Source organism: Propionibacterium ruminifibrarum (assembly GCF_900289195.1).
GTDB lineage: Bacteria > Actinomycetota > Actinomycetes > Propionibacteriales > Propionibacteriaceae > Propionibacterium > Propionibacterium ruminifibrarum.
The window spans coordinates 1-23,870 of the sequence record NZ_OMOH01000013.1 but is presented as its reverse complement, the minus strand read 5'-3'; the positions used below and the strand labels follow the sequence as shown (position 1 = coordinate 23,870).

Sequence of the window (23,870 nt, the reverse complement as noted above, 5' to 3'; positions counted from 1 at the left end):
GTCTCAATGGAGCCCCATCTGAATAGATGGGGAAATACGCACCCGTCAGACGCAACCGTGGGGACATGCCACTGTCTCAATGGAGCCCCATCTGAATAGATGGGGAAATGATGAGTGCCCCGAACCTTATGCAATTGTTGAGCTTGTCTCAATGGAGCCCCATCTGAATAGATGGGGAAATTCAGGGGTCTGGTGATGGCGTTTACTGGGGCCGCGGCATGTCTCAATGGAGCCCCATCTGAATAGATGGGGAAATGAGATTCCGAACGACCGGCCGTCCAAGAACACCGTCGGGTCTCAATGGAGCCCCATCTGAATAGATGGGGAAATTCAGGGTATTCCTGTTTCGGTTGCCGTGCAGGATAGGTCTCAATGGAGCCCCATCTGAATAGATGGGGAAATGTGCAGGGTGGCCCACGAGTCCTCGCTGGCGGTGTACTGTCTCAATGGAGCCCCATCTGAATAGATGGGGAAATGCCTGCCCGGACGGGTTCTTGCAGCCGGCGGTCAGGTGTCTCAATGGAGCCCCATCTGAATAGATGGGGAAATACGAAGCGAAAGTGAGGCACACCACCATGCCAAATGTCTCAATGGAGCCCCATCTGAATAGATGGGGAAATCTGGCCATGATCGGTATCAGCCAGGTCACCGGCACCGGTCTCAATGGAGCCCCATCTGAATAGATGGGGAAATGGCTGGACCGAATGCGCGAGAAGATCGTCGGCGCGAGGGGTCTCAATGGAGCCCCATCTGAATAGATGGGGAAATCGACCGAGAGGACCAGCGCTACTCGGCACGAGGTGTGGTCTCAATGGAGCCCCATCTGAATAGATGGGGAAATGGGCAAGAAGCGGTTCATCCCCTTCGTGAACGGCACGTCTCAATGGAGCCCCATCTGAATAGATGGGGAAATTCGACGCCGGAGACAACACCACGCTCGGCTCGTGGGGGTCTCAATGGAGCCCCATCTGAATAGATGGGGAAATAGGGGCGAGCTCCTGCGCAAGTACAAGCCCAAGGTCAGGTCTCAATGGAGCCCCATCTGAATAGATGGGGAAATCGCTATCAGATTTTGTGACATCTGACAAGGGGAAACGAACCCGATTGCGAGCGGTCCCACCAGCACTCCCAGATCGTAGGTCATCGCTATGGTTTTGTCAACGCTAACAGGCCTCTGGCAAGGCTGCGAGCGGTCCCGCGGGGCACCGGCGGGGCAGGACCTCTCGCAGGCCTCACACGACGACGGCGCCGTGACCGGGAAGGTTCCTCGCCAGACCGATGACCTCGATCGGGGTCACACCCACTGCCCCCAAGTCTATGACGATCACCGAGTCCTCCTTCAACTCGACAACGTCCGCCAGGGCCGCACGCCAGACCGCGAGCTCTGCCCGCCTGAGATCACACAGGAAGACTGAGTACTGCAGCCGGGTACCGAAGTCCTCCATCAACTTGACAACGGCCCTCAGCCTTTTCGGATTCGCTATGTCGTAGGCGATCAGATAGCGGCGTCTCGCCATGTTCCTCACCTCGTCACGAAGGGCCTGTACCCTGGGATCTCTCCGATCAGCACCGCGGCGAGCAGACGGGCCTGAACCTCAAGGCACCTGCGGTAACTGATCCTGTAGCCGAAGACCGGATGCGTGACCTCTGTCTCAAGCCTTCGCTCATAGGCGCCGATGAGTTTCTTGCGTCCCTGTTTCGTCAGTTGACAACCGATGCCTCTGCGCGTGAAGTCCTCAGAGCCGATCTCGCCGTTGTTCATCACGTTCAGTACCACGGAGTCGGCCACCAGGGGCCGGAACTCCTCCGCAAGATCGAGCGCCAGCGCCGGGCGCCCATATCGTGACGCGTGGAGCACACCTATGTAGGGGTCGAGCCCCACCCCAAGGCAGACAGCGACGAGATCCTTGACGAGAAGGGAGTAGCACAGCCCCAGCAGAGCATTGATCGGGTCCTTTGGAGGCCTGCGCGTCCGCCCATTGGCATCGAACTCCTGACCAAATTCGGCTTGGGGACTGAGCATCTGGGTGAAGTTCTCGAAATAGAGCCTGGCCGCAGTTCCTTCGTAGCCGAGCAATGACGCAGAACTGTCGGCTTCAGCAGCCGACTCGGCCAGTTCACGAAGGCTGTCCAGCACCGCTGGTTCGATCGCAGGCTTCGCATTACGGCGCAGCATCGTCCGCTGGTTACGTATTTTGCCCGAGATGATCTGGCTGGCGATCGCCGCGCCGTTGGGTGACAATACCTGTCGCCTCAGGAGCTGAGCATGTTTGCTCGGGCTCCCCTGGGCCCAGCCATTGAGCCATCCCGCGTAGCTCATCCACAGCACTGGGGCACCAGCCGACAGGAGGCGAGTAATGGCCTGCGTACTGATCTGGACATGACCGAACACGCACAGCTGTGAGATGTCGAGAAGACGCAGGCCGGCCAGCTCCTCACCGTCCTTGCTGACGACGATACGGCCACCCTTGGATGAGACATACGCCCCCTGCTCGGTCACGTACAGGGGCCGCTCATCAGGGTTGCGGGGAAGCACTCTTTTCTTGGTCGCCGCATGCCGTTCGGTCAGTGCATTCGTCTCATCGGGAAGGCACAGCCCAGCCAACGAGCAGCGGGGGCAGCGTGGACTGTCAATGAGCGGGGGCGGAGGAACCGGTGACTCCGCAAGGTCCCGAGCCGCTGCGACCAGCCCACGCAGCTCGGTCGCGGCATCGTCATCCCAGGCAACCGGAACCGTCACATGATCTTCGGCGTAGAAGAGTTCGGCATGATCGACGGTGTACCCGGCTGCGTCGAGCAGTGCCGCGTAGGCGAGCACCTGAGCGCGATCTGCAGCCCACGGTTCCCCATCGATCTGTGGGTGCCCCTTCTTGTGATCGACCGGACCCTGACACCCTCACGATGGTCCACCCGGTCGATGACCGCGGACAGCCCCCACTCCTCATCGCTGAGCGCCACGGAGTACGTGGTTCGCGGACCCGATTCCCCGCCTTCTTCGGGCATGCGGCCTCCGCGGGAGTCCACCGGCCGATGGGCGATTCTGCCCTCGGTCATGTCGTCGTTCGACTCCCGGCGCTGATCCACCCACTCGAAGTAGAACAGCCGCGGACAGTAGACGAATTCGTTCAGCATCCTCGCCGGGAGAAAACCGGGCTGGGCCGCGTATTCGCTCATGGCAGGCCCGGATCGGTGACCAGCCCGTCGGCCAGCGGCACGAAGCGGCCGAAACCGAAGTGGCTGTGGCGGCCGAGGCAGACCGGCCCGGTCAGGGGGACGTCCACCTCCATGCGCTCGATCCAGACGGCCTCAGAGGGGGAATCCGCCGGATCCCACCGACTCGTCCGGTAATTCGACGCCGCCCTGCCGAACTGAAGAGTGATGAGCCTCACAGCACCCACCCCGTAGTAATGATCCAGGTACCGCTGCACGTCCTGGGCGACAACATCCTCCCACTGGCGGGACCGTTTCGTGTGCAGCGTCAGCAGATAGGGGACAGCCGACGCCCATGCCGTGCTCACAAGCCCGCTCCCGAGCTCCGGCAGGGCGTCGGCGGCCGAACCGACACCGCTGATGCTCAGATCGCCGGGCTGAAAACCCGCATCATTGAAATCCGGACGGCTCAGGCGCCTGACGCTGAGCACCCGGTCCCGCTGCGGTGCGGCGAGCCCGGGCCTGCACCACAGCGCCAGCCCCACGACGTGCTGCTCGTCGTCCTCGATCCACAGCCAGTGGGCGTGCGCGTGGTAACCGAAACGATGCTCCGTCAGCGGCCCGGCGCCGTGCCCGGTGAGCAGGAAGTCCTCCGGGTCGGTGGACTCGTCGAGCCCGGAGACCACGAGATGGCGCAGCCGATCGGTGGCGAGAATACCCGCCCAGGCCGGATAGGGACGGCGGGTGCGCAGCTCCCAGCGGATGGCGGCCACCCGCCGGGACGCCACGCCGCGAGAGCGATCAGGCATGGCCCGGCCCCTTTCTCGGCGACGGCCTCGACCCGGCAAACCAACCCACGTGACGAATCGCGCCGGCTCCTCGTCCCGACCCGCTGCTGCGCACTGTCATGATCCGAAAGATCCTGTCCTTGAGAAAGCCGTGCCCTGTCGCCCTTGGGCGGCAATCTACGCCACGCGAGACGCGCCGTCAGCCGGTTCAGGCATCACCAGTCGGGGGAATTCCCGGGGTCCACTGCGGTCGTTGCCGGCCGGGTGGCGCTGGCCAGTGGTCCGGGGGAACTCCCGCTGCCGATCTCTCGCCCCGTGGGCGACAGTCAGGGCAGTGGTGCCGGTGGTTCGTTCACCGCTTCCGCCGAGCCCGGGTCACGGCCCGGTGGACGGCCTTGACGATCTCCTCGTAGACGAGGATGAGGCTCGACGCGGCCACGACGACGCCCCAGTGGGCCAGGTCGAGCGAGGTGGTGCCGAAGGCCGACTGCAGGAAGCCGATCTCGACGACGGCGACCTGCAGGACGACCCCCAGGCCGAGCGAGGCCCACAGCCAGCGGTTGCTGAACAGCCGGTGGAAGGCCGAGCCGTCGGCCGAACGCGAGTTGAGGGCGTTGAACAGCTGGGCGAACACGAGGGTGCTGAACGCCATCGTGCGGGCCACGGCGAACTGCTCGCCGGTGGGCACGCCGGACAGCATGCCGGTGAACAGGCCGCCGGGCAGCGCGAAGTCGTACACGGCGAGGGTCACCAGGCCCATGACGGCGCCGACGGCGATGATCCTGATCCACATGGCCCGGTCGAGGATGCGGTCGGTCTGCCGGCGCGGGGGCCTGGCCATCACGTCGTCGATCTCGGGGTCGACGCCCATGGCCAGGGCCGGCGTCGAGTCGGTCACGAGGTTGATCCACAGGATCTGGGTGACGAGCAGCGGCACGAAGGTGGCGCCGGGGTTCGCCGGGTCGGACAGGCCGAGCGCCCCGGCGAGCAGCACGCCGAACAGCACCGTGCACACCTCGCCCATGTTCGAGCTGAGCAGATAGCGCAGGAACTTCTTGATGTTGTCGACGATCACGCGGCCCTGCCGGACCGCGGCGACGATCGTCGCGTAGTTGTCGTCGGCCAGGATCATCCGCCCGGCCTGCTTGGTCACCTCGGTGCCGGTGATGCCCATCGCGACGCCGATGTCGGCGCGTTTGAGGGCGGGGGCGTCGTTGACGCCGTCCCCGGTCATCGCCACCGTGCTGCCGTCGGACTGCAGGGCCTCGACGATGCGCAGCTTGTGCTCGGGCGCGACCCGGGCGTAGACGTCCACGTCCCGCACGGCGCCGGGCAGCCGGCCGGGCCCGAGCCCGTCGAGCTGGGCGCCGGTGAGGGCCCGCGGCTCGCGGTCGCCGCTGATGCCCAGGTCGGCGGCGATGCGCGAGGCGGTCACCGGGTGGTCGCCGGTGATCATGATGGTGCGGATGCCCGCCCGGTGGGCCTGCCCGATCGCCTGGGCGGCCTCCTTGCGCGGCGGGTCGATGATGCCGACGACGCCGGTCCAGGCGAGCCGCTGCTCGTCGCCCTCGGTCAGCTCGCCGATGCCGTCACCGGGACGGGCAGCGACGCCGAGGGTGCGGTAGCCGTTGGCGGACAGATCCTCGATGAGGCCGAGCAGTTCGGCCCTGCGGGTCTCGGTGAGCGGCTGGACCACCCCGCCGACGCGCTCGTCGGTGCAGCGCCCGAGCAGCACGTCGGGGGCGCCCTTGGACCAGACCCGCCGCTGCCCGTCTCGTTCGACGAGCACCGACATCATCTTGCGCTCGGAGCTGAACGGCACCTCGCTGCGGCGCCGCCAGCCGGCCAGCTCGGCGTCGAGACCGGACTTGGCGCAGGCGACGAGGAAGGCCGCCTCGGTGGGGTCGCCCTGGATCGTCCACTCGCCGTCGTCATGGTGCAGCTGCGCGTCATTGGCCAGGGCACCGCCCACGAGCACCGCCCGCACCGCGTCCCGGTCGCCGGTGACGACCAGTTCGCCGTCGGGTGCGTAGCCGGTGCCGGTCAGCTCGGCCCGTCCCGCAGCCGAGACGACGGTGCGCAGGGTCATCTCGTTGCGGGTGAGGGTGCCGGTCTTGTCCGAGCAGATCACCGACGAGGAACCGAGGGTCTCCACCGAGTGGAGTGTCTTCATGACCGCGTTGCGGCGGGCGAGCGCCCGGACGCCGGTCGCGAGCACGACGGTGAGGATCGCCGGCAGGCCCTCGGGGACCGCGGCGACGGCGAGCGAGACGCCCGTGAGCAGCACGTCGACGAGCTCGTGGAACGAGCGCACGCCGTTGACCAGCACCATGACGCCCATGACGATGACCGCGATGGCGATGACGACGAGGCCGAGCGCCTTGGAGATCGACGCGATCTCGCGCTGCAGGGGCGTGTCCTCCTCGGGCGTCTCGTCGAGCAGGGTGGCGATGCGGCCCACCTCGGTGGCCATGCCGGTGGCGGTGACGACGGCCCGCCCGACGCCGGAGACCACGTCGGTGCCCTTGTGCACCATGTCGTGGCGGTCGCCGATGCCGGCCGGGGCGTCGAGCGCCTCTGGCGTCTTGTCGACCGCCTCGGACTCGCCGGTCAGCGAGGACTCCTGGATGCGCAGCGCGCTGGCCTGGATGAGACGGGCGTCGGCGGCGACCGCGTCGCCCTCGGCCAGGACGAGGATGTCGCCGGGCACGACCTCGGCGGAGGGGATCGTGTCCAGCCGCCCGCCGCGCAGCACCGTCGAGGTGGCGGCAGTCATGGTCGACAGGGCCGCGACTGCGTCGTCGGCCCGGTTCTCCTGGACGAAACCGATGATGGCGTTGGCGAGCAGGATCGCGACGATGACGACGGCCTCGATGGGCACGCCGGCGGCGCCCTCGAGCACCCAGGCGGCGACCGAGATGCCGACGGCGGCGAGCAGCAGGTAGACGAGCGGGTCGGCGAACTGGGCGAGGAAACGGCGCCATGCCGGCACCGGCGGGGCGCCGGCCAACTCGTTGGGGCCGTGGCGCTCCAGCCGGGACGCCGCCTCGGCCGGGCTGAGACCCTGCTCGGCGTCGGCACCCATGCGGGCGAGCACCTCGTCGGGGCTCAGCACCGAGGGGTGCCAGGCGGCGTCACTGTCGGGTGTTGAGGGACCGGCTGGAGCGGTCGTGGTCATCGCGGGTGTCTCCTGTGCGTGGTGAGTGATGCCGTTGACCAGGCCCATTGTTCACTCACCGCTGGCGGTAGGCACAGGCTCAGCCTTGCGCCGGCTGTGTGTGGCGGCCCCACAGGGGGGCACCGCGTGCCGCAGCCTCACTGGTACTTGTCGAGGATCTCCTGCGGGATGGGTCTGCCGTGGTCGTAGAAGCGGTCCTCCACCTCGTCGATCCGGCGCAGGACGCGGGCGGGCACGCCCCCGACGATGGAGTCGGCCGGCACGTCACGGATCACCACGCCCCCGGCGCGGATGATGGAGTTCTCGCCCACGGTCACGCCCGCCTGGATGACGGCCCCCGCGCAGACCAGCACGTTGTCACCGATGCGCACGGGCTTGTTGAACTGCAGCTTGTGGCGGCGCAGCCGCGGCGAGACAGGGTACTCCGTCGTGACGATGGAAACGTTCGGGCCGATCACCACGTCGTCGCCGATGAAGACGTCGCCGTCGTCGGCGATGCTCACGTTGGGGCCGATGACGACGTTCCTCCCCACGTGCACGTGGCGCAGCCCGTAGCCTGCCGCGACCGGCGGGACGACGCGCAGGCCCTCCCCGTGGGTGCCGAGCATTTCGCGCAGCAGCCGGTCGCGCTCGGCCAGCCCCTCGGGAGTGTCGGGCGTGGCGTTGAACTCGTTGAGCTTCACCGCGAGCTCGTGCTGGTAGGCGATGAGCTCCCCGCCGGCGCCGTCGTAGAGTTCGCCGGAATTCAGCATGTCGTGATATTTCGCGTCGGTGCCGTTGCGCTCGTCCATGATGGCTCCTCTCCCCCGACCCCCTCATGGTAAGGCGGCCGGCCGTCCTGCCAGAAGGCTTCTCTGAGAAGCAGGGGTGCGTTTCCCGGTGCCCGGGGCCCGGAGCGGGTGCCCGGCTCGTCCCTGCCCGCCGGTGCCCCACCCCGGCGTTCCGGCTCCCTACACCTCGATCTCGCCGCGCAGGTAGAGCCTGCCGTGCCCGGAGATGCTCACCGCGTCCGCGAGGTCCCGGCACCACACGGTGCCCTCGCGCTCGGACGGCTCGAAGCACACGAGCGCGCTCCGACCGAGACGCTGGGACCAGTAGGGCACGAGGGCGGACTGCATCGACCCGCAGACCGGGTCCTCGTCGATGCCGATCTTCGGCCAGAAGGCGCGGGCGACGTAGTCGTAGTCGGCCGCGGGGGCCGTCACGTACACCGAGAGCCCGTGCGCCAGGCCAGCGACGAGCCCGAAGTCCGGCCGCATGCCCCGCACCGCATCCTCGTCGTCGAAGACGCAGACGAGGTCGCGGTCGGTCGCGAGCACATGAGCCGGCTCCACGCCCAGCGCGGCCCCGAGGTCGTCCCCGCAGCGGAAGGGGACGGGCACGATGCGGGGGAACTCCATCCGCACCATGTCCGCGTCGCGCTCGCAGGACAGCTCGTAGCCCTTCATCGTGGCGCGGAAGTCGATGCGGCCGGCCTCCTGCTCGTGGAACCCGAAGAGCGCATAGGCGGCGCCGAAGGTGGCGTGCCCGCACAGGTCCACCTCGCAGGTGGGGGTGAACCAGCGCAGCTCGTAGCCGCCGTCGGGTTGCCGCACGGTGAACGCCGTCTCCGACAGCCGGTTCTCGGCGGCGACGGCCTGCATCACCGCGTCGTCGATCCACTCGTCGAGCACGCACACCCCCGCCGGGTTGCCGCCGAACCGGCGCTCGGCGAACGCGTCGACCACGTAGTACTCGAGCCTCATGCACCCAATCATCCCCTCGGCGCGCCCGGTTCTCCACCGGGCGGCCGCGGCCGGTCGGCTCACTCGGCCCGGGTCACGCCAGCGGCACCACTCGCACCTGAGTGGCCTTGACGACGGCCCACAGCCGCCCGCCGACCGGGGCGCCGAGTTCGGCCCAGGCCGCGGTCGTCACCCGGGCGCGGATGACGGCGCCGCCATCCAGCCCCAGCCGGACGCTGACGAGCCCGCCCGCCTCGTCGGCGGCCTCGACGGCGCCCGGCAGGGCGCTGCGCGGGGAGCCGGACGGCGGCGCGGCGTGCAGGCCGACCGCCTCGGGGGCGAAGACCAGGGCGACCCGGTCGCCCGCCGCGAGCGTGGCGCCCTCGGGCAGCTGCGCGGCGGCGAGGCGGCGGTCGCCGACGGCCACGCCGGGCAGCCCGTCGTCGCCCACCACGAGCGGGCCGTCGACGATGTTGAGCCCGGCCAGGCGGGCGGTGAAGGCGCTGGCCGGGCGGGCGATCAGCCGGGCCGGCTCGCCCCGTTCGACGAGCCGGCCGTGGTCGAGGACGATCATGGCGTCGGCCAGTTCGAGGGCCTCCAGCACGTCGTGGGTGACGAGGATCGTTGTCGTGCCCGCCCCGGCCAGGCGGGCGGCGAGCACCCGGGTGACGTGCGAGGACGCCTCGACGTCGAGGGCGGCGGTCGGCTCGTCCAGGACGAGGACGGCCGGTTCGAAAGCCAGCGCCCTGGCCAGGGCGACCCGCGCGGCCTGGCCCCCGGACAGCTGGGAGCCACGGCGTCCGGCCAGGTGCGCGCAGCCGACCGCGGCGAGCTGTTCGGCAGCGCCCTGCCTGGCCCTGCCTCGGGGCACGCCCCGGCAGCGCAGCGGGAAGGCGACGTTGTCGAGCACGCTCATGTGGCCGAAGACGTGCGGGTCCTGGCCGAGCATCGTCACGCCGCGGCGCCGTGCCTCGACGAAGGTGTGCTCGCCATCCACGAGCCGGTCGCCGATGCGCAGGCGGCCGCTGTCCAGGCGGAGCCGCCCGGCGACGATCCCGGCGAGCGTCGACTTGCCCGAGCCGTTGTGCCCCATGACGGCGAGCACCTGCCCGGCGGGGATCTGAAGCCTCATGCGCCAGTCCCTGGCCGACAGGCCCCCGTCGAGGTCGACCGGCGCGGCGGGCAGGGAGCGGGCCGGGCCGGGGCCGGCCGGCTCGGCGGCCGCCTGCTCCCCCTCGCTCACGGGGCCGCTGCGACGCCCGGGCGTCCACTCGGTGACGGCGACGACGATTGCGGCCACGACGACGAGCAGGGCGCCGAGCGCCAGGGCGTTGTCGGAGTCGGTCTCTCGGGCCAGGTAGATCTGCAGCGGCAGGGTGCGGGTGACGCCCTGCAGCGAGCCGGCGAAGGTGAGCGTCGCCCCGAACTCGCCCAGGCAGCGGGCCAGTGACAGCGCGGTGCCGCGGGCCAGGGCCGGTGCGACGAGGGGAAGCGTGACCGAGCGCAGCACCCTGGTGGGCCCGGCCCCGAGCGACGCGGCGGTCTCGGCCAGCCCCGACGGCCGGGACCGCAGGGCGGCTTCGAGGGTGATGACGAGGAAGGGCAGCGAGACGAAGACCTGCGCCATGACGACGGCCAGTGTCGTGAAGCCGACCCGGACGCCCCAGACCCCCTCGAGCACCTGCCCCACCAGCCCCCGGCGCCCGAAGGTGGCCAGCAGCGCCAGGCCGGCGACGACCGGCGGCAGCGACAGGGGCAGGGCGACGAGTATGCGGACGAGCCGCACCCCGCGCCAGGACCGGGACAGCACGACCGCCAGAGGCACGCCGAGCAGCAGGTCGGTGACGGTCGCGGCCGCGCAGGTGCGCAGGCTCAGCCAGAGGGCGTCCCGGGAGGCCTCGCCGGTGATGAGCTCGCCGAACCGCCCCCAGGGCACGGCCGCGCCCATGCCGGCGAGCGGGATCACCAGGTAGAGCACGCCGAGGGCGGCCAGCACCGCCAGCCAGGCCGGCACCGGGACCGGTGGCGTGACGCGCCGCGAGCGTGCTCTCACCGCTCTGCTCGTCTCGTCCGGGCCGCCCGCGCTCAGGCGGTCGGGCTGAAGCCGTACTTGCTGAGCGTGGCCTGGCCGGCGTCGGACAGGACGTAGTCGACGAACTGCTGGGCCAGTTCGGCGTGCTCGCTCTCGTTGACGGTGGCGATCGGGTAGTGGTTGACGACCTGGTCGGCGCCCTCGATCGGCACCTCGGTGACCTGGTCGCCGGCCTCCATGGCGTCGGTGCGGTAGACGATTCCCGCGGTGGCCTCACCGCTGGTGACCTTGCCGACCACGTCGGTGACCTGCTGCTCCTCGCTCACCGGGTTGAGGGTGACGCCGAGCAGCTCGGTCAGTTGCTGGGTGGCCGAGCCGCAGGGCACCTCGGGCGCGCAGATGACGAGCTGGGCGGCGTCGAGCGAGTCGTCCAGCCCCGTGACACCGGCCGGGTTCCCGGCGGGTGTGATGAGCGTGAGGACGTTGGTGGCGAACTCGGTGGTCTCGCCGACGGCACCGGCGTCGACGGCCTTGCTCATCGTCGATGTGTTGGCCGTGGCCAGCACGTCGGCGGGGGCGCCCTGGGTGATCTGGTCGACGAGTGTCTGCGAGCCGGCGTAGTTGAACTGAACGTCGACGCCGGGGTGCTCGGTCTCGAAGGCGGTGGCCATCTCGTCGTAGCTCGCCGTCAGCGAGGCGGCGGCGTAGACGGTGAGAACGGTGGTCTCGTCCTGCGAGGAGTCCGAGGAGGCGTCCCCGGACGAGCAGCCGACCACGGTTGCCGACAGCGCGACGGCGACGGCGGCGGACCCGATGCTGCGGACGAGTTTCATGATGCTCCTTGCATGAGAGGGCCCCTCGTGCCGGGGCCTGGATGGCGCCCGGTGACGGTCCGGGCGGAGCCGCGGTGCTCCGGCTGCTGCCGGGTGACGCGGAATCACCGGTCGCGGACGCGGTGACGCTACGAGGTGACGGGCAGTTCGAGGGAGACGTTGGTCGCCTTCACCTGGGCCACCGCGATGGAACCCACCTCGAGCCCGAGGGCCTCGACGGCCTCGGTGGAGATGAGGGAGACGATGCGGGAGTTGCCGCTCACGAGGTCGACCTGGCTCATGACCGGGTCGGACTTGATGGCGGTGACGATGCCCTGGATGTGGTTGCGCGCCGACTGGAACCGCGAGCCGTCCTCGAGGCCGGCGTGGTCGTGCTGCTGGGCGAGCAGGTGCTCGGCCAGCGAGGCGCCGTCGACCCGCAGCACGTGCTGGTCGTCCTGGCCAGCCTTCACGAGGCCGGTGCTGATCCAGCGGCGCACCGTGTCGTCCGAGACCCCGAGCAGTCTGCTGATGTCGGAAATGCGATGCATTGGCACGGATGAACCATAGCAAAATCGGATGATTCCGCGTAGTTGACCCGCATCAGCGGATCAACAAGGCGCCCAACCGCTCCCCCGCTTCGGCACTCGACACCGACACCTTTTGAACGCCTCATCCGCGAGGGCAGAGCCACAAGCCCCCAGCGACGAACCCACACCCCATGGGCCCGGCACTCGATGCCGTCAGGCGTGACACTTGAGCAACTGCTCAAGGAAGATCGTGAGGAAGTGTGATCCACTACGTCGACACGTCGTTCATCGGACTCATTCTGGGCCCGGTGTAGTTCAGCTCTCGGCGAGCTGGATGTAGACGTGGCGCAGCAGCGGCAGCAACACGTCGAGCGTGTCGTTCATGCCGCCCTTGGAGCCGGGCGAGCAGAGGAGCAGGGCGGCGTCGGAGTCCTTGCCGGTGACTCCGACGACCTCGCGTGAGAGCGGGGCCAGCGGGCTGTGCTCCGCCCCGTGGGCGCGGATCAGTTCGGCGACGCCGGGCAGCTCCACCTCGACCAGGTCGCGGACGACCTCGGGGGCGTCGTTGTTGCGGCGGAACCCCGTGCCGCCCAGCACGATGACGAGGCGACGGCCGGCGGTGACCGCGGCGCGGAGCTCCTCGTCGAGCACCTGCCTCCGCTCGGGGACGACGCTGAGCGCGACGTCGGACAGCCCCTCTGTCAGGAGCCGGTCACGGCATGCCTCACCTGCGGTGTTGGGGTGTTCCTGCGACAGCACACGGTCGCTCATGACGATGACGGCTGCGGTGATCGTCGACAGGTCGAAGTCGTTGCGGTCGGGCATCTGGCATCCTCTCCCCACGCCCCGGGCACTTGTCGTCGCACCTGCGCCCTGGGCCCGGATGGCTGCGAACACAACTCATCGCCACTCTAAGCCAGCCGCCGCCGGAGGGACAGTACGATCCTGCCCTGACGCCCGACGGCCACCGGGCGGCGCGGCCGCACACGACCGGGACGAAGGTCGTTCTCGCATTCGGCGACTCGCGCAGTGTCAGCCGGACGGCAACCGGTCAGCCGAGCATCGCCAAGGGGATGACCGCCACGCCGTCCGGGCGCCGGAAGGCGGCCCGCCCGGCGGTGAGCACCACCTTGTCCACCAGCCGGCCGCCCAGCTGGTCACCGAGCCAGTTCAGGTGCCGTACCTCGTGGTCCCCGACGACTCTGGCGAGTTTGACCTCGAAGGCGATGACCGAGCCGTCGAACCGTTCGACAATCAGGTCGACCTCGTGCAGGCCGTCGCGTGTCCGCAGGTGATGCACCTTGGCCTCACAGCCGCTGGCCGCGGCCCGCAGGGACAGGGCCGCCAGGGACTCGAAGAGTTGTCCGAAAACCTCCCCCGAGCCAGCGACACCGCTGAGCAGCTTCTGCTCGGTGACACCCAGCAGATGTGCCGCCAGGCCGGGATCGCACAGTTGGTGCTTGTCGCCCTTCGTCAGACGTGACAATGGCGCCATCGTCGGAAGCCAGGCTGGAATCGGGTCGAGGATCCACAACCTGGCCAGCAGTTCCTTATACACCCGGGCCGTGCTCCTGGCCGGCATGGCGGGCTCCCCCGGAGCGACCGCCCGCATCAGGGTCGCATGGCCGGCAGTCGTCGAGGACGCCGCGGCGAAGGCGCTCAGCCATGCCCTCAGCGAGGCCGGGTGACGCACCGTGGCGCCAAGCTCGGGGATGTCACGGTCGATGATCCGCTCGACGTAACCGTCCAATGCTGCTCGCCGCGCCCGCGGCGACAGTGGGTTGATCCCTGGAAGACCGCTTGCGCAGATCTCCCGTGCGTAGTCGGCGGCCTGGAAGTCCGTCTCACCGCCGATCTGGGCAGTTCCCGCGAACAGCTCGGACAGGAAGATCGTCGGAGTTGTCGACCTGCGTTCCGCGAGCGACAACGGGCGCAACCGCACCGAGACGATACGGCCCGCCCCGGAATGGGTGTCACCCGTCGTCGGCGTGGCGCTACCAGTCAGGACGAACCTGGTCGCCGAGCCCTTGTCGACGAGCCTGCGCACGCCGTCCCAGACGGGCGGGTACTTCTGCCACTCGTCCACGCACAACCGCTCGGCACGTTGCAACTGGGTCGTCATGTCCAGCTCGACGAGCTGGCGCACCTCAGGGGAGTCGAGTTCGAGAACGACGTCGACGTGCCGGGAGGCGGTCTCGGTCTTGCCGACCCCCTTGGCGCCATCGATGGCCAATGCCGGGAGTTCGCTGAGAAGCTCCTCGATCTCACTGTCCAGATAACGCGGCAGATAGCCGCCAGGGGCGTCGCCGTCTGGTGTGGCAAGCATGGGTGCATCCCCTTCCCAGTCAGCCGGACAGCGCGTCGCCAGCCATCCACCAACGCTCTATCGACCATTCTGCCAACCGGCTACGCTCCATTTTGCCATCCTCGAATCAGTCATTCTGCCAACCGGCTACGCTCCATTTCGCCATCCTCGGGTCAGTCGCCCAGCCGGTCGGCCCACCAGGCCAGGTCGGCCGGGCTGTCGAGGTCACGGCACACGTCGGCCGGCACGGCCACCTCGACGAGGTCGAGGACGCGCAGCGTGCGGGTCACCCCGCGATCGCGTACCGGCACCCGGCCGAGCAGCCCGGCGAGCCGGTCGCGTCGGTACAGGGCCTGCAGGTACTGCCGGTAGGGTTCGGGCTCGCCGCCGACGGCGACGGCCCCGTCGTGGCCCGGGTTCCCGGCGAGCGCCTGCCCGAGCCGCCCGGCGAGCGCGCCGGCCCCCGGCGTGTCGACGCCGCACACGAGCACCAACTCGCCGGCCCCGGTCGGGGCGGGCAGCACGGCCAGGCCCGCCGCGACACCGGCCAGCGGGCCGCCGCCCGGCGGGTCCTCCAGGGTGCGCAGGCAGCCCGCGGGCACCTGCACCGAGTCCGGCGCGACGACGACGAGGGTCCCGTTCACGGCGGGCCGCAGGCCGTCCAGCACCCGGTCGAGCAGCCGCCGCCCGCCCAGGACGATGTCGGCCTTGCTCACCCGGCCGAGGCGTTCGCCGGTGCCGCCGGCCAGGACGATGCCGTGGATGGTTCCGCCTCCGGCGGGCCACGAGACCGGTCGGCCGCCGGGCCCAGGGATCGTGGTCATGACCCGATCATGCCCCCTGCCGGTGTCACCGCCCACGGCGAACGCGCGCTCGCGGCGATCCGGCGGCCGCGGCGGGGCCATTAGAGTCGCAGGCATGGACGCGCAGCAGCACGGCGCCATCCCAGGCGCCCTCGTCGACCGGTTCGGCCGGGTCGCCCGCGACCTGCGCGTCTCGCTGACCGACCGCTGCACCCTGCGCTGCAGCTACTGCATGCCGCCGGAGGGCCTCGACTGGCTGCCCACCGAGCAAACCCTCACCGACGCCGAGGTATCCCGCCTGTGCCGTATCGGCGTCGAACGGCTGGGCATCCGGACGATCAGGTTCACCGGCGGCGAACCGCTGCTGCGCCGCGGCCTGGAGTCGATCGTCGCCGAGGCCGCCTCGTTGCGCACCGACCAGGGCGTGACCCCCGAGCTGGCGCTCACCACGAACGGCCTCGGCCTCGCCCGCCGGGCGCAGGCCCTGGCCGACGCCGGCCTGACTCGCGTCAACGTCTCGCTCGACACGCCCGACGCCGAGCACTACGCGCGGATCACCCACCGCGACCGCCTGCCCGACGTGCTCGCCGGGATCGCCGCCGCCCAGCGCGCCGGGCTGACACCGGTGAAGGTCAACGCGGTGCTCCTGCGCGGGGTCAACGACACCGACGCCCCGGCGCTGCTCGACTTCTGCCTCGATGCGGGCGTCCAGCTGCGCTTCATCGAGCAGATGCCGATCGGCCCCCTCGAGGCCTGGCGGCGCGGTCGGCTCATCACCGCGGACGACATCCTCGCCCTGCTCGGCAGGACGCACCGCCTGAGCCCGGCGCCGGTGGACGACCCGCACGCCCCCGCACGCCTGTGGCATGTGAACGGCGACCCCGCCCGCACGGTCGGCATCATCGCCTCGGTGAGCGCCCCCTTCTGCGAGGCCTGCGACCGCACCCGGCTGACCGCGGACGGGCAGCTGCGCAGCTGCCTTTTCTCGACGGGCGAAACAGACCTGCGCGGGCCGCTGCGGGCCGGCGCCGACGACGCCGCGCTCGCCCGGGCGTGGCAGGACGCGATGTGGGCCAAGCCGGCCGCCCACGGCCTCGACAGCGCCGAGTTCGCCACCCCCAGCCGCACGATGAGCCGCATCGGCGGCTGAATATCCCCTGGCCACCCCGCCATGAGCTACGAGGACCTGCCGCCAGACAGCCGGTACCGTCCGCGCCGGCCCGAAGGATCGCCTCACCGACGCCGGGCCGGCCTTCTGGCGGGCGGCGGGCGGCCCCGGCACCACCGCTGCGGGCCGACGCAGCCCGCCGAGCACGAGGCGAGGGCCACTGCGCTCCGCCACCCCGAGTGGCACCCGGGACCACCGACCCACTATTTTTTGTGGTGAACCCGGGTTTAATCTCCCGCGCGCCGGCGGTCCGGCACCGCGACAGCCGGCCCGGCGCGCAGGGAGCCTGGCGAGTGAGAGGAAGACCATGCCCGCCGCTGCGAAGAGCCCATCGGCGTCCAAGCACGTCATGACCGACTGGGACCCCGAGGACGAATCCCGCTGGGACTCCAGACTCGCCTGGCGCACCCTGGCGATCTCGACCTACTCGATGGTCCTGGCCTTCTGCGTCTGGTTCCTCGTGAGCGCCATCGCCCCCCGGCTGGGCGCGATCGGCTTCGACCTCACGACGAGCCAGCTGTACTGGCTCACCGCCATGCCCGGCCTGTCCGGCGGCATCATCCGCCTCGTCTACATGTTCCTGCCCCCGGTGGTCGGCACCCGCAGGCTGGTCGGCTGGAGTTCCCTGCTGTACGTCATCCCGATGGTCGGCTGGTTCTTCGCAGTGCAGAACCCCAACACCGCCTACGGCGTCCTCATCGCCCTGGCCATCGCCTGCGGCATCGGCGGCGGCACCTTCTCGGGCTACATGCCCAGCACCGGATACTTCTTCCCGAAGCGTCTGTCCGGCACGGCGCTCAACCTTCAGGCCGGCATCGGCAACCTCGGCATGTCGGTCATCCAGATCGTCGGCCCGGTCCTCATGACCTTCGGCCTGTTCGGCATCACCTGGATCGCCCCGCAGCACACCAGCAGCGGCGACCTGTGGGTGCACAACGCCGCGATCTTCTTCGTGCCGTGGGCAATCGTCGCCGCCGTCCTGGCGTTCGTCTTCCTCAAGGACGTGCCGGTCAAGGCCAACTTCCGCCAGCAGATCGACATCTTCGGCAACCCGAACACGTGGCTCATGACGCTCATGTACGTCATGACCTTCGGCCTGTTCAGCGGCTTCAGCGCCCAGTTCGGCCTGCTCATCAACAACACCTACGGCGCGACGAGCCGGTTCGCCGGCATGGCCGACCTGCCCAGCGGCGCCACCTACGCCTTCCTCGGCCCGCTCATCGCCTCGATCGTGCGGGTCGCCTGGGGGCCGCTGTGCGACCGCTTCGGCGGCGCCCTGTGGACCTTCGTCTCGGGTGTCGGCGTCGCCGGCACACTGGTCTGGGCGGCCCTGTTCCTCAACCCGAGCGACCCGGGCCAGTTCCCCGGCTTCCTGTGGGCGATGCTCGTGTTCTTCTTCTTCAGCGGCATCGGCAACGCAGGCACCTTCAAGCAGATGCCGATGATCATGCCCCAGCGCCAGGCCGGCGGGGCCATCGGATTCACCGCCGCCATCGCCTCGTTCGGCCCGTTCTTCGTCGGCGTGGCCCTGTCGAGCATGTCGGCCAGCACCTGGTTCTGGATCTGCGCGGTCTACGCCGCCGTCTGCGCCGTCATCTGCTGGTTCCAGTACGCCCGCCCCGCAGCACCCTTCCCCGGCTGACCGGCCGGACCCGTCAGAGCTCGATCCCTCAAGGAGTCTCGCCATGAGCACCGACATCAGCGACAGCCCCGCCGGCGGGCGGGCCCGCCCGGACGGCACCGAGCCCCCGCAGGCCGGACGCTCCGCCAAGGCCCCGCGGGCCACCGCCGGCCCGGCCAAGGCCTCGCCGCTCCTGCGCATGGGGTCGTGGCTGCGCCGCGGCACGACGGACGCCTCGGGCCGCCAGATCTTCCTCGAGGGCGGCCGCGAGGCCGACGCCTTCTACCGCCGGCGCTGGAGCTACGACAAGATCGCCCGCTCCACGCACGGCGTGAACTGCACCGGCTCGTGCTCGTGGCAGGTCTACGTCAAGGACGGGATCATCACCTGGGAGTCCCAGTTCACCGACTACCCGAGCACCGGGGCGAACATGCCCGAGTACGAGCCCCGCGGCTGCCCGCGCGGCGCCTCGTTCAGCTGGTACGAGTACTCGCCCACCCGCATCAAGTACCCGTACGTGCGCAGCGTCCTGCTGGACGCCTACCGCGAGGCCAAGCAGCGGCTGGGCGACCCCGTGGACGCGTGGGCCGACGTCGTCGGCGACCCGGTCAGGGCGAGGGCCTACAAGAGCGCCCGCGGCACCGGCGGCATGGTGCGGGTGAGCTGGTCCGAGGCCACCGAGATCGTGGCCGCCGCCTATGTGCACACGATCAAGACCCACGGGCCCGACCGGATCGCCGGCTTCTCCGTCATCCCGGCCATGAGCATGCTCTCCTACGGCGCGGGGGCCCGCTTCCACGAGCTCCTCGGCGCGACGATGCTCAGCTTCTACGACTGGTACGCCGACCTGCCCCCGGCGAGCCCGCAGGTCTTCGGCGACCAGACCGACGTGCCCGAGTCCGGCGACTGGTTCAACAGCCAGTACCTCATCATGTGGGGCTCGAACGTGCCACTGACCCGCACGCCCGACGCGCACTTCATGGTCGAGGCCCGCTACCACGGCCAGAAGGTCGTCGTCGTGAGCCCCGATTTCGCCGACAACACGAAGTTCGCCGACGACTGGCTGCGCGTCGCCCCCGGCACCGACGGCGCCCTGGCCCTCGCGATGGGCCACGTCATCCTCAACGAGTTCCACGTGGGACGCCGCGAGCCCATGTTCCTGGACTACATGAAGCGCTTCTCCGACGCCCCCTTCCTCGTCGAACTGGACGAGGCCGACGAGACGGCCCGCGCGGGCGCCGACGGCCTCGCAGGCGCGCAGGCGTTCGTCCCCGGCAAGTTCCTCACCGCCGACAAGATGCCGGCCGGCACCTGCGAGCGCACCGACAACCCCGCGTTCCGCCCGCTCGTCCTCGACGCCGACGGCACCGTCAAGGACCCCGGCGGCACGCTGGCCGACCACTTCGGTCCCCAGGGCGCCGGCCACTGGAACCTCACCCTGGACGGCGTCGACCCGGTCATGTCGCTCATGGACACCGACGACTGGGAGCCGGCTCAGATCCTGCTGCCCCGCTTCGACCTGCCCGCCCAGGACGGCCAGGACAGCATCGGCGCCGGCGTGGTGCGCCGCGGCGTACCGGCCCGCCGCGTCAACGGGCGGCTCGTCACCACCGTCTACGACATCCTGCTGGCCCACTACGCGGTGGGCCGCGAGCAGCTGCCGGGCGAGTGGCCCGCCGGCTACGACGACGCCTCCACCTGCGGCACCCCGGCCTGGCAGGCCGAGCTGACCGGCGTCGAGGCGGGCGCGGCTGTCAAGATCGGCCGCGAGTTCGCGCTCAACGCGATCGAGTCGGGCGGCCGCTCGATGATCCTCATGGGCGCCGGCACCAACCACTACTTCCACTCCGACACGATCTACCGCACCTTCCTGGCGCTCACCACGATGTGCGCCACCCAGGGCGTCAACGGCGGCGGCTGGGCCCACTACGTCGGCCAGGAGAAGGTGCGTCCGATCACCGGCTGGGCGAACTACACCTTCGCCCTCGACTGGCAGCGCCCGGCCCGCCAGATGATCTCGACCGGCTGGTACTACCTGACCACCGACCAGTGGCGCTACGACGGGGCCCGGGCCGAGCGGATGGCCAGCCCGCTGGGCGCCCGCACCCTGGCGGGCCGCACGACCGCGGACTGCCTCGTGGAGTCGGCCCAGCGCGGCTGGATGCCGAGCTACCCGACCTTCGACCGCTCCCCGCTCGCCCTCGGCGACGCGGCCGCGCAGGCCGGCATGACGCCTGGCGAGTACGTCGCGCAGGAGCTGACCGCGGGCCGGCTGCACTTCGCCGCCGAGGACCCGGACGCCGAGGAGAACATGCCCCGCATCCTGGCGAACTGGCGCACGAACCTGCTCGGCTCCTCGGCGAAGGGCACCGAGTTCTTCCTGCGCCACATGCTCGGCGCGAGCAACGACGTCAACGCCGACGAGCTGCCGCCCGAGCGGCGCCCGGCCACCATGACCTGGCGCGACGAGGCGCCGGCCGGCAAGCTCGACCTGATGTGGACGGCCGACTTCCGCAACACCAGCACCACGCTGCACTCGGACGTCGTGCTGCCGGCCGCCACCTGGTACGAGAAGAACGACCTGTCGAGCACCGACATGCACCCCTTCGTGCACCCGTTCACCCCGGCCATCGACCCGCCGTGGGAGGCCCGCACCGACTTCGAGCTCTACCGCACCCTGGCCCACCTCGTCTCGCGGCTGGCGGCCGGGCACCTGGGCACGCACGTGGACGCCGTCGCCGCCCCGCTCGGCCACGACAGCCCCGACGAGCTGACCACGCCCGGCGGGATCGTGGGCGACCGCGAGGGCTGGATCCCGGGGGTGACGATGCCGAAGATCGTCGGCGTCGAACGCGACTACACGAGGATCGGTGAGAAGTTCGACACCCTCGGCCCGCTCACCGAGGGCGCCGGCATGGTCACCAAGGGCATCGCCTACCACCCCGACCGCGAGGTCGCCGAGCTCGGCGACCTCAACGGCCGGGCGCGCGGCGGCGCCGGGCTGGGCCGGCCGCTGCTGGACACCGACGAGAAGGCGATCAACGCCGTCCTGGCGCTGTCGGGCACGACGAACGGGCGCCTGGCCACCGAGGGCTTCCGCACGCTGGAGCAGCGCACCGGCACGGAACTGGCCGACCTGTCGGCCGGCGACGAGGAGAGACGCATCACCTTCGCCGACGTCGTCATCCAGCCGCGCTCGGTGATCACCTCGCCGGAGTGGTCGGGCTCGGAGCACGGCGGGCGCCGCTACTCGGCGTTCGTGCAGAACATGGAGCGTCACAAGCCGTGGCACACGCTGACGGGCCGCCCACAGTTCTACGTCGACCACGACTGGATGCGCGACATGGGCGAGTCCCTGCCCGTCTTCCGCCCGCCGGTGAACCTGCAGCACCTGTACGGCGAACGCCCGGTCGGCTACCAGGGCGTCTCGGCCGAGGGCACGGCCGAGGTCGCGGTGCGCTACCTGACGATCCACAACAAGTGGGCCATCCACTCGCAGTACTACGACAACCCGCACATGCTCACGCTCGGCCGCGGCGGCCAGACGATCTGGATGAGCCCGACCGACGCCGACAAGATCGGGGTGCGCGACAACGAGTGGGTCGAGGCGTACAACCGCAACGGCATCGTGGCGGCCCGCGCGATCGTGAGCCACCGCGTGCCCGAGGGCACCGTGTTCATGCACCACGCGCAGGAGCGAGTGGCGAACACCCCGCTCACCGAGCGCAGCGGCCGCCGGGGAGGCATCCACAACTCGCTGACCCGCATCCTCATCAAACCGACCCACCTCATCGGCGGGTACGCGCAGTTCTCCTATGCGTTCAACTACTACGGCCCCACCGGCAACCAGCGCGACGAGGTCACGCTGATCCGCCGCCGCAGCCAGGAGGTGCAGTTCTGATGAAGGTCATGGCCCAGATCGCCATGGTGATGAACCTGGACAAGTGCATCGGCTGCCACACCTGCTCGGTCACCTGCAAGCAGGCGTGGACGAACCGCGAGGGCACCGAGTACATGTGGTTCAACAACGTGGAGACCCGCCCCGGCGTCGGCTACCCGCGCGGCTGGGAGGACCAGGAGAACTGGCACGGCGGCTGGCGGCGCACCGCCTCGGGCCGGGTCGTGCCCCGCCTCGGCAGGCACCTGTCGACGCTGTCGAAGATCTTCGCCAACCCGTACCTGCCCGGGATGGCCGACTACTACGAGCCGTGGACCTACGACTACGACAGGCTGCTGAGCGCCCCCGCGGGCCAGAAGAACATCCCCACGGCCCGAGCCCGCTCCCAGATCACCGGCCGGACGATCGACACGATCGAGTGGGGCCCGAACTGGGACGACGACCTCGGCGGCTCGATGGAGACGCTCGACACCGACCCGGTGCTGCAGCAGATGAACCTGCAGGTCTCGAAGACCATCGAGGACTCGTTCATGTTCTACCTGCCGCGCATCTGCGAGCACTGCCTCAACCCGACGTGCGTCTCGGTGTGCCCCTCCGGGGCCATGTACAAGCGGGCCGAGGACGGCATCGTGCTCGTCGACCAGGACAAGTGCCGCGGCTGGCGCATGTGCGTGTCGGGCTGCCCGTACAAGAAGGTCTACTTCAACCACGAGACCCACAAGGCCGAGAAGTGCACGCTGTGCTACCCGCGTCTTGAGGCGGGCCAGCCCACGGTCTGCTCCGAGACCTGCGTCGGCCGGCTACGCTACCTCGGTGTCGTGCTCTACGACGCCGACCGCGTCGACTGGGCGGTCTCACGGCCGGACCAGACCGAGCTGTACGCCGCCCAGCGCGAGATCCTGCTCAACCCGCACGACCCCGAGGTGATCTCGCAGGCCAAGGCGAACGGCGTGCCGCACTCGTGGCTCGTCGCCGCCCAGGAGTCGCCTATCCACAAGCTCATCAGCGACTACGAACTGGCGCTGCCGCTGCACCCGGAGTACCGCACGCTGCCGATGGTCTGGTACATCCCGCCGCTGTCGCCCGTCGTGGACGCGGTGACCGCCTCGGGCAGTGACGGGGAGAACCACAAGGTGCTGCTGTCGGCGCTCGCGCAGATGCGCATCCCGCTGGAGTACCTCGCCGGCCTGTTCACCGCCGGCGACACCGCCCCGGTGGAGCGGTCGCTGCGCCGCCTGGCCGCGATGCGCTCGTACATGCGGGACGTCTTCATGGGGGCCGAGGGCGACGAGGCGATCCCCGCCGCGGTCGGCATGACCGGCCAGGACATGGAGGACATGTACCGGCTGCTGTCGATCGCCAAGTACGACGACCGCTTCGTCGTCCCGACGACGCACGCGGAGCTGCCGCGCGGCATCGCCCAGCTCGAGGGCTGCCCCATCCGCGGCTTCGACGACGACGCCTTCTTCCCGACGGCCCGCGGCACCGGCCGCCCGTCGATCCCCCTGCAGGTGCTGTGATGACCGCCCCCGGCACCATGCCTCCAACGGTCCCGCGGCCATTGCATCCGCGCTGGGCGCCGCTGGGCGCCCGCGGGGCGTGGGGGCCCCTGCCCGCCCGCCGACTGCCGGCCCTGACGAGCCGACGTCGGATGCCCGCAGCCGAGCGCGGGCCCTCGCAGGACCCCGCAGCCACTACACTCTCCGCTGGGCGCCCGCGGGGGGTGGGAACCCTCCCTTCAACCGCCGCGTCCGCCGCTGGGCGTCCGCGGGGTGTGGGGGCCCCTGCCCGCCCGCCGACTGCCGGCCCTGACGGGCCGACGTCGGATGCCCGCAGCCGAGCCCTGCAGGGGCCCCCACAC

At 70.0% G+C, this 23,870-nt stretch carries 16 protein-coding genes and 1 CRISPR repeat array; of the genes, 4 read left to right on the top strand and 12 right to left on the bottom strand.

The genetic code is table 11. From position 1 onward, the window contains the following. A CRISPR array of direct repeats spans positions 1-1,060; the repeat unit is 36 nt; unit sequence GTCTCAATGGAGCCCCATCTGAATAGATGGGGAAAT. Between the two features lie 172 nt (positions 1,061-1,232). The 12 genes from cas2 to mobA form a co-directional block, all read right to left on the bottom strand. Beyond that, positions 1,233-1,517 carry a CRISPR-associated endonuclease Cas2 gene (cas2, locus tag PROPJV5_RS11520; RefSeq protein WP_119716506.1) on the bottom strand — a complete coding sequence of 95 codons (285 nt, stop codon included), beginning with the start codon at positions 1,515-1,517 and terminating at the stop codon, positions 1,233-1,235. 5 nt (positions 1,518-1,522) lie between these two features. Next, positions 1,523-2,854 (bottom strand): CRISPR-associated endonuclease Cas4g/Cas1g, encoded by a 1,332-nt coding sequence (gene cas4g/cas1g / locus PROPJV5_RS11515; RefSeq protein WP_239018494.1) that lies wholly within the window; start codon positions 2,852-2,854, stop codon positions 1,523-1,525. 316 nt (positions 2,855-3,170) lie between these two features. Beyond that, a complete protein-coding gene (locus PROPJV5_RS11510; RefSeq protein WP_147385443.1) occupies positions 3,171-3,959 on the bottom strand; it encodes a hypothetical protein in 789 nt (262 codons plus the stop codon). A gap of 331 nt (positions 3,960-4,290) precedes the next feature. Beyond that, the gene (locus tag PROPJV5_RS11505) at positions 4,291-7,116 is read right to left on the bottom strand and encodes a cation-translocating P-type ATPase (protein WP_119716529.1); all 2,826 of its coding nucleotides are present in this window, start codon (positions 7,114-7,116) and stop codon (positions 4,291-4,293) included. Between the two features lie 137 nt (positions 7,117-7,253). Beyond that, complete coding sequence (locus PROPJV5_RS11500) at positions 7,254-7,907, bottom strand: sugar O-acetyltransferase (RefSeq protein WP_119716504.1); 654 nt, start codon at positions 7,905-7,907, stop codon at positions 7,254-7,256. A gap of 159 nt (positions 7,908-8,066) precedes the next feature. Continuing rightward, positions 8,067-8,861: a PhzF family phenazine biosynthesis protein gene (locus PROPJV5_RS11495; protein WP_182858703.1), complete on the bottom strand. Its 795-nt coding sequence runs from the start codon at positions 8,859-8,861 to the stop codon at positions 8,067-8,069. 73 nt (positions 8,862-8,934) lie between these two features. Further along, positions 8,935-10,854: an ABC transporter permease gene (locus tag PROPJV5_RS11490; protein ID WP_220474429.1), complete on the bottom strand. Its 1,920-nt coding sequence runs from the start codon at positions 10,852-10,854 to the stop codon at positions 8,935-8,937. A gap of 71 nt (positions 10,855-10,925) precedes the next feature. Then, positions 10,926-11,705 carry a molybdate ABC transporter substrate-binding protein gene (modA, locus tag PROPJV5_RS11485; RefSeq protein WP_119716502.1) on the bottom strand — a complete coding sequence of 260 codons (780 nt, stop codon included), beginning with the start codon at positions 11,703-11,705 and terminating at the stop codon, positions 10,926-10,928. A 128-nt stretch (positions 11,706-11,833) separates the two neighbouring features. Further along, the gene (locus PROPJV5_RS11480) at positions 11,834-12,235 is read right to left on the bottom strand and encodes a TOBE domain-containing protein (RefSeq protein ID WP_119716501.1); all 402 of its coding nucleotides are present in this window, start codon (positions 12,233-12,235) and stop codon (positions 11,834-11,836) included. Positions 12,236-12,529: 294 nt separating this feature from the next. Beyond that, positions 12,530-13,039 (bottom strand): molybdopterin-binding protein, encoded by a 510-nt coding sequence (locus tag PROPJV5_RS11475; RefSeq protein WP_119716500.1) that lies wholly within the window; start codon positions 13,037-13,039, stop codon positions 12,530-12,532. 226 nt (positions 13,040-13,265) lie between these two features. Then, entirely contained in the window at positions 13,266-14,540 is a 1,275-nt protein-coding gene (locus PROPJV5_RS11470; RefSeq protein ID WP_119716499.1) for an ATP-binding protein, read from the bottom strand. Between the two features lie 152 nt (positions 14,541-14,692). Continuing rightward, positions 14,693-15,343, bottom strand: a complete 651-nt coding sequence (gene mobA / locus PROPJV5_RS11465; protein WP_119716498.1) for a molybdenum cofactor guanylyltransferase — start codon at positions 15,341-15,343, stop codon at positions 14,693-14,695. 94 nt (positions 15,344-15,437) lie between these two features. On the opposite strand from mobA, the gene moaA reads away from it, so the two are divergent. The 4 genes from moaA to narH all read left to right on the top strand — a co-directional run bounded on the left by moaA (position 15,438) and on the right by narH (position 23,529). Continuing rightward, on the top strand, positions 15,438-16,472 hold the full coding sequence (moaA, locus tag PROPJV5_RS11460) for a GTP 3',8-cyclase MoaA (RefSeq protein ID WP_119716497.1): 1,035 nt from the start codon (positions 15,438-15,440) through the stop codon (positions 16,470-16,472). Between the two features lie 325 nt (positions 16,473-16,797). Continuing rightward, entirely contained in the window at positions 16,798-18,132 is a 1,335-nt protein-coding gene (locus PROPJV5_RS11455; protein ID WP_119716496.1) for a nitrate/nitrite transporter, read from the top strand. 178 nt (positions 18,133-18,310) lie between these two features. Next, positions 18,311-22,012, top strand: coding sequence for a nitrate reductase subunit alpha (locus PROPJV5_RS11450; protein WP_119716527.1), 3,702 nt, complete (start codon positions 18,311-18,313; stop codon positions 22,010-22,012). Then, on the top strand, positions 22,012-23,529 hold the full coding sequence (narH, locus tag PROPJV5_RS11445) for a nitrate reductase subunit beta (protein WP_119716495.1): 1,518 nt from the start codon (positions 22,012-22,014) through the stop codon (positions 23,527-23,529). Before PROPJV5_RS11450 ends, narH begins: the two co-directional genes overlap by 1 nt. The last annotated feature ends 341 nt before the right edge of the window (positions 23,530-23,870 follow it).

Coding starts and splice junctions, on each gene's coding strand:
- cas2 (WP_119716506.1), bottom strand. CDS start 1,517: ATGGCGAGACGCCGCTATCTGATCGCCTACGACATAGCGAATCCGAAA.
- PROPJV5_RS11510 (WP_147385443.1), bottom strand. CDS start 3,959: ATGCCTGATCGCTCTCGCGGCGTGGCGTCCCGGCGGGTGGCCGCCATC.
- PROPJV5_RS11505 (WP_119716529.1), bottom strand. CDS start 7,116: ATGACCACGACCGCTCCAGCCGGTCCCTCAACACCCGACAGTGACGCC.
- PROPJV5_RS11500 (WP_119716504.1), bottom strand. CDS start 7,907: ATGGACGAGCGCAACGGCACCGACGCGAAATATCACGACATGCTGAAT.
- PROPJV5_RS11495 (WP_182858703.1), bottom strand. CDS start 8,861: ATGAGGCTCGAGTACTACGTGGTCGACGCGTTCGCCGAGCGCCGGTTC.
- modA (WP_119716502.1), bottom strand. CDS start 11,705: ATGAAACTCGTCCGCAGCATCGGGTCCGCCGCCGTCGCCGTCGCGCTG.
- PROPJV5_RS11480 (WP_119716501.1), bottom strand. CDS start 12,235: ATGCATCGCATTTCCGACATCAGCAGACTGCTCGGGGTCTCGGACGAC.
- PROPJV5_RS11475 (WP_119716500.1), bottom strand. CDS start 13,039: ATGCCCGACCGCAACGACTTCGACCTGTCGACGATCACCGCAGCCGTC.
- PROPJV5_RS11470 (WP_119716499.1), bottom strand. CDS start 14,540: ATGCTTGCCACACCAGACGGCGACGCCCCTGGCGGCTATCTGCCGCGT.
- mobA (WP_119716498.1), bottom strand. CDS start 15,343: ATGACCACGATCCCTGGGCCCGGCGGCCGACCGGTCTCGTGGCCCGCC.
- moaA (WP_119716497.1), top strand. CDS start 15,438: ATGGACGCGCAGCAGCACGGCGCCATCCCAGGCGCCCTCGTCGACCGG.
- PROPJV5_RS11455 (WP_119716496.1), top strand. CDS start 16,798: ATGCCCGCCGCTGCGAAGAGCCCATCGGCGTCCAAGCACGTCATGACC.
- PROPJV5_RS11450 (WP_119716527.1), top strand. CDS start 18,311: ATGGGGTCGTGGCTGCGCCGCGGCACGACGGACGCCTCGGGCCGCCAG.
- narH (WP_119716495.1), top strand. CDS start 22,012: ATGAAGGTCATGGCCCAGATCGCCATGGTGATGAACCTGGACAAGTGC.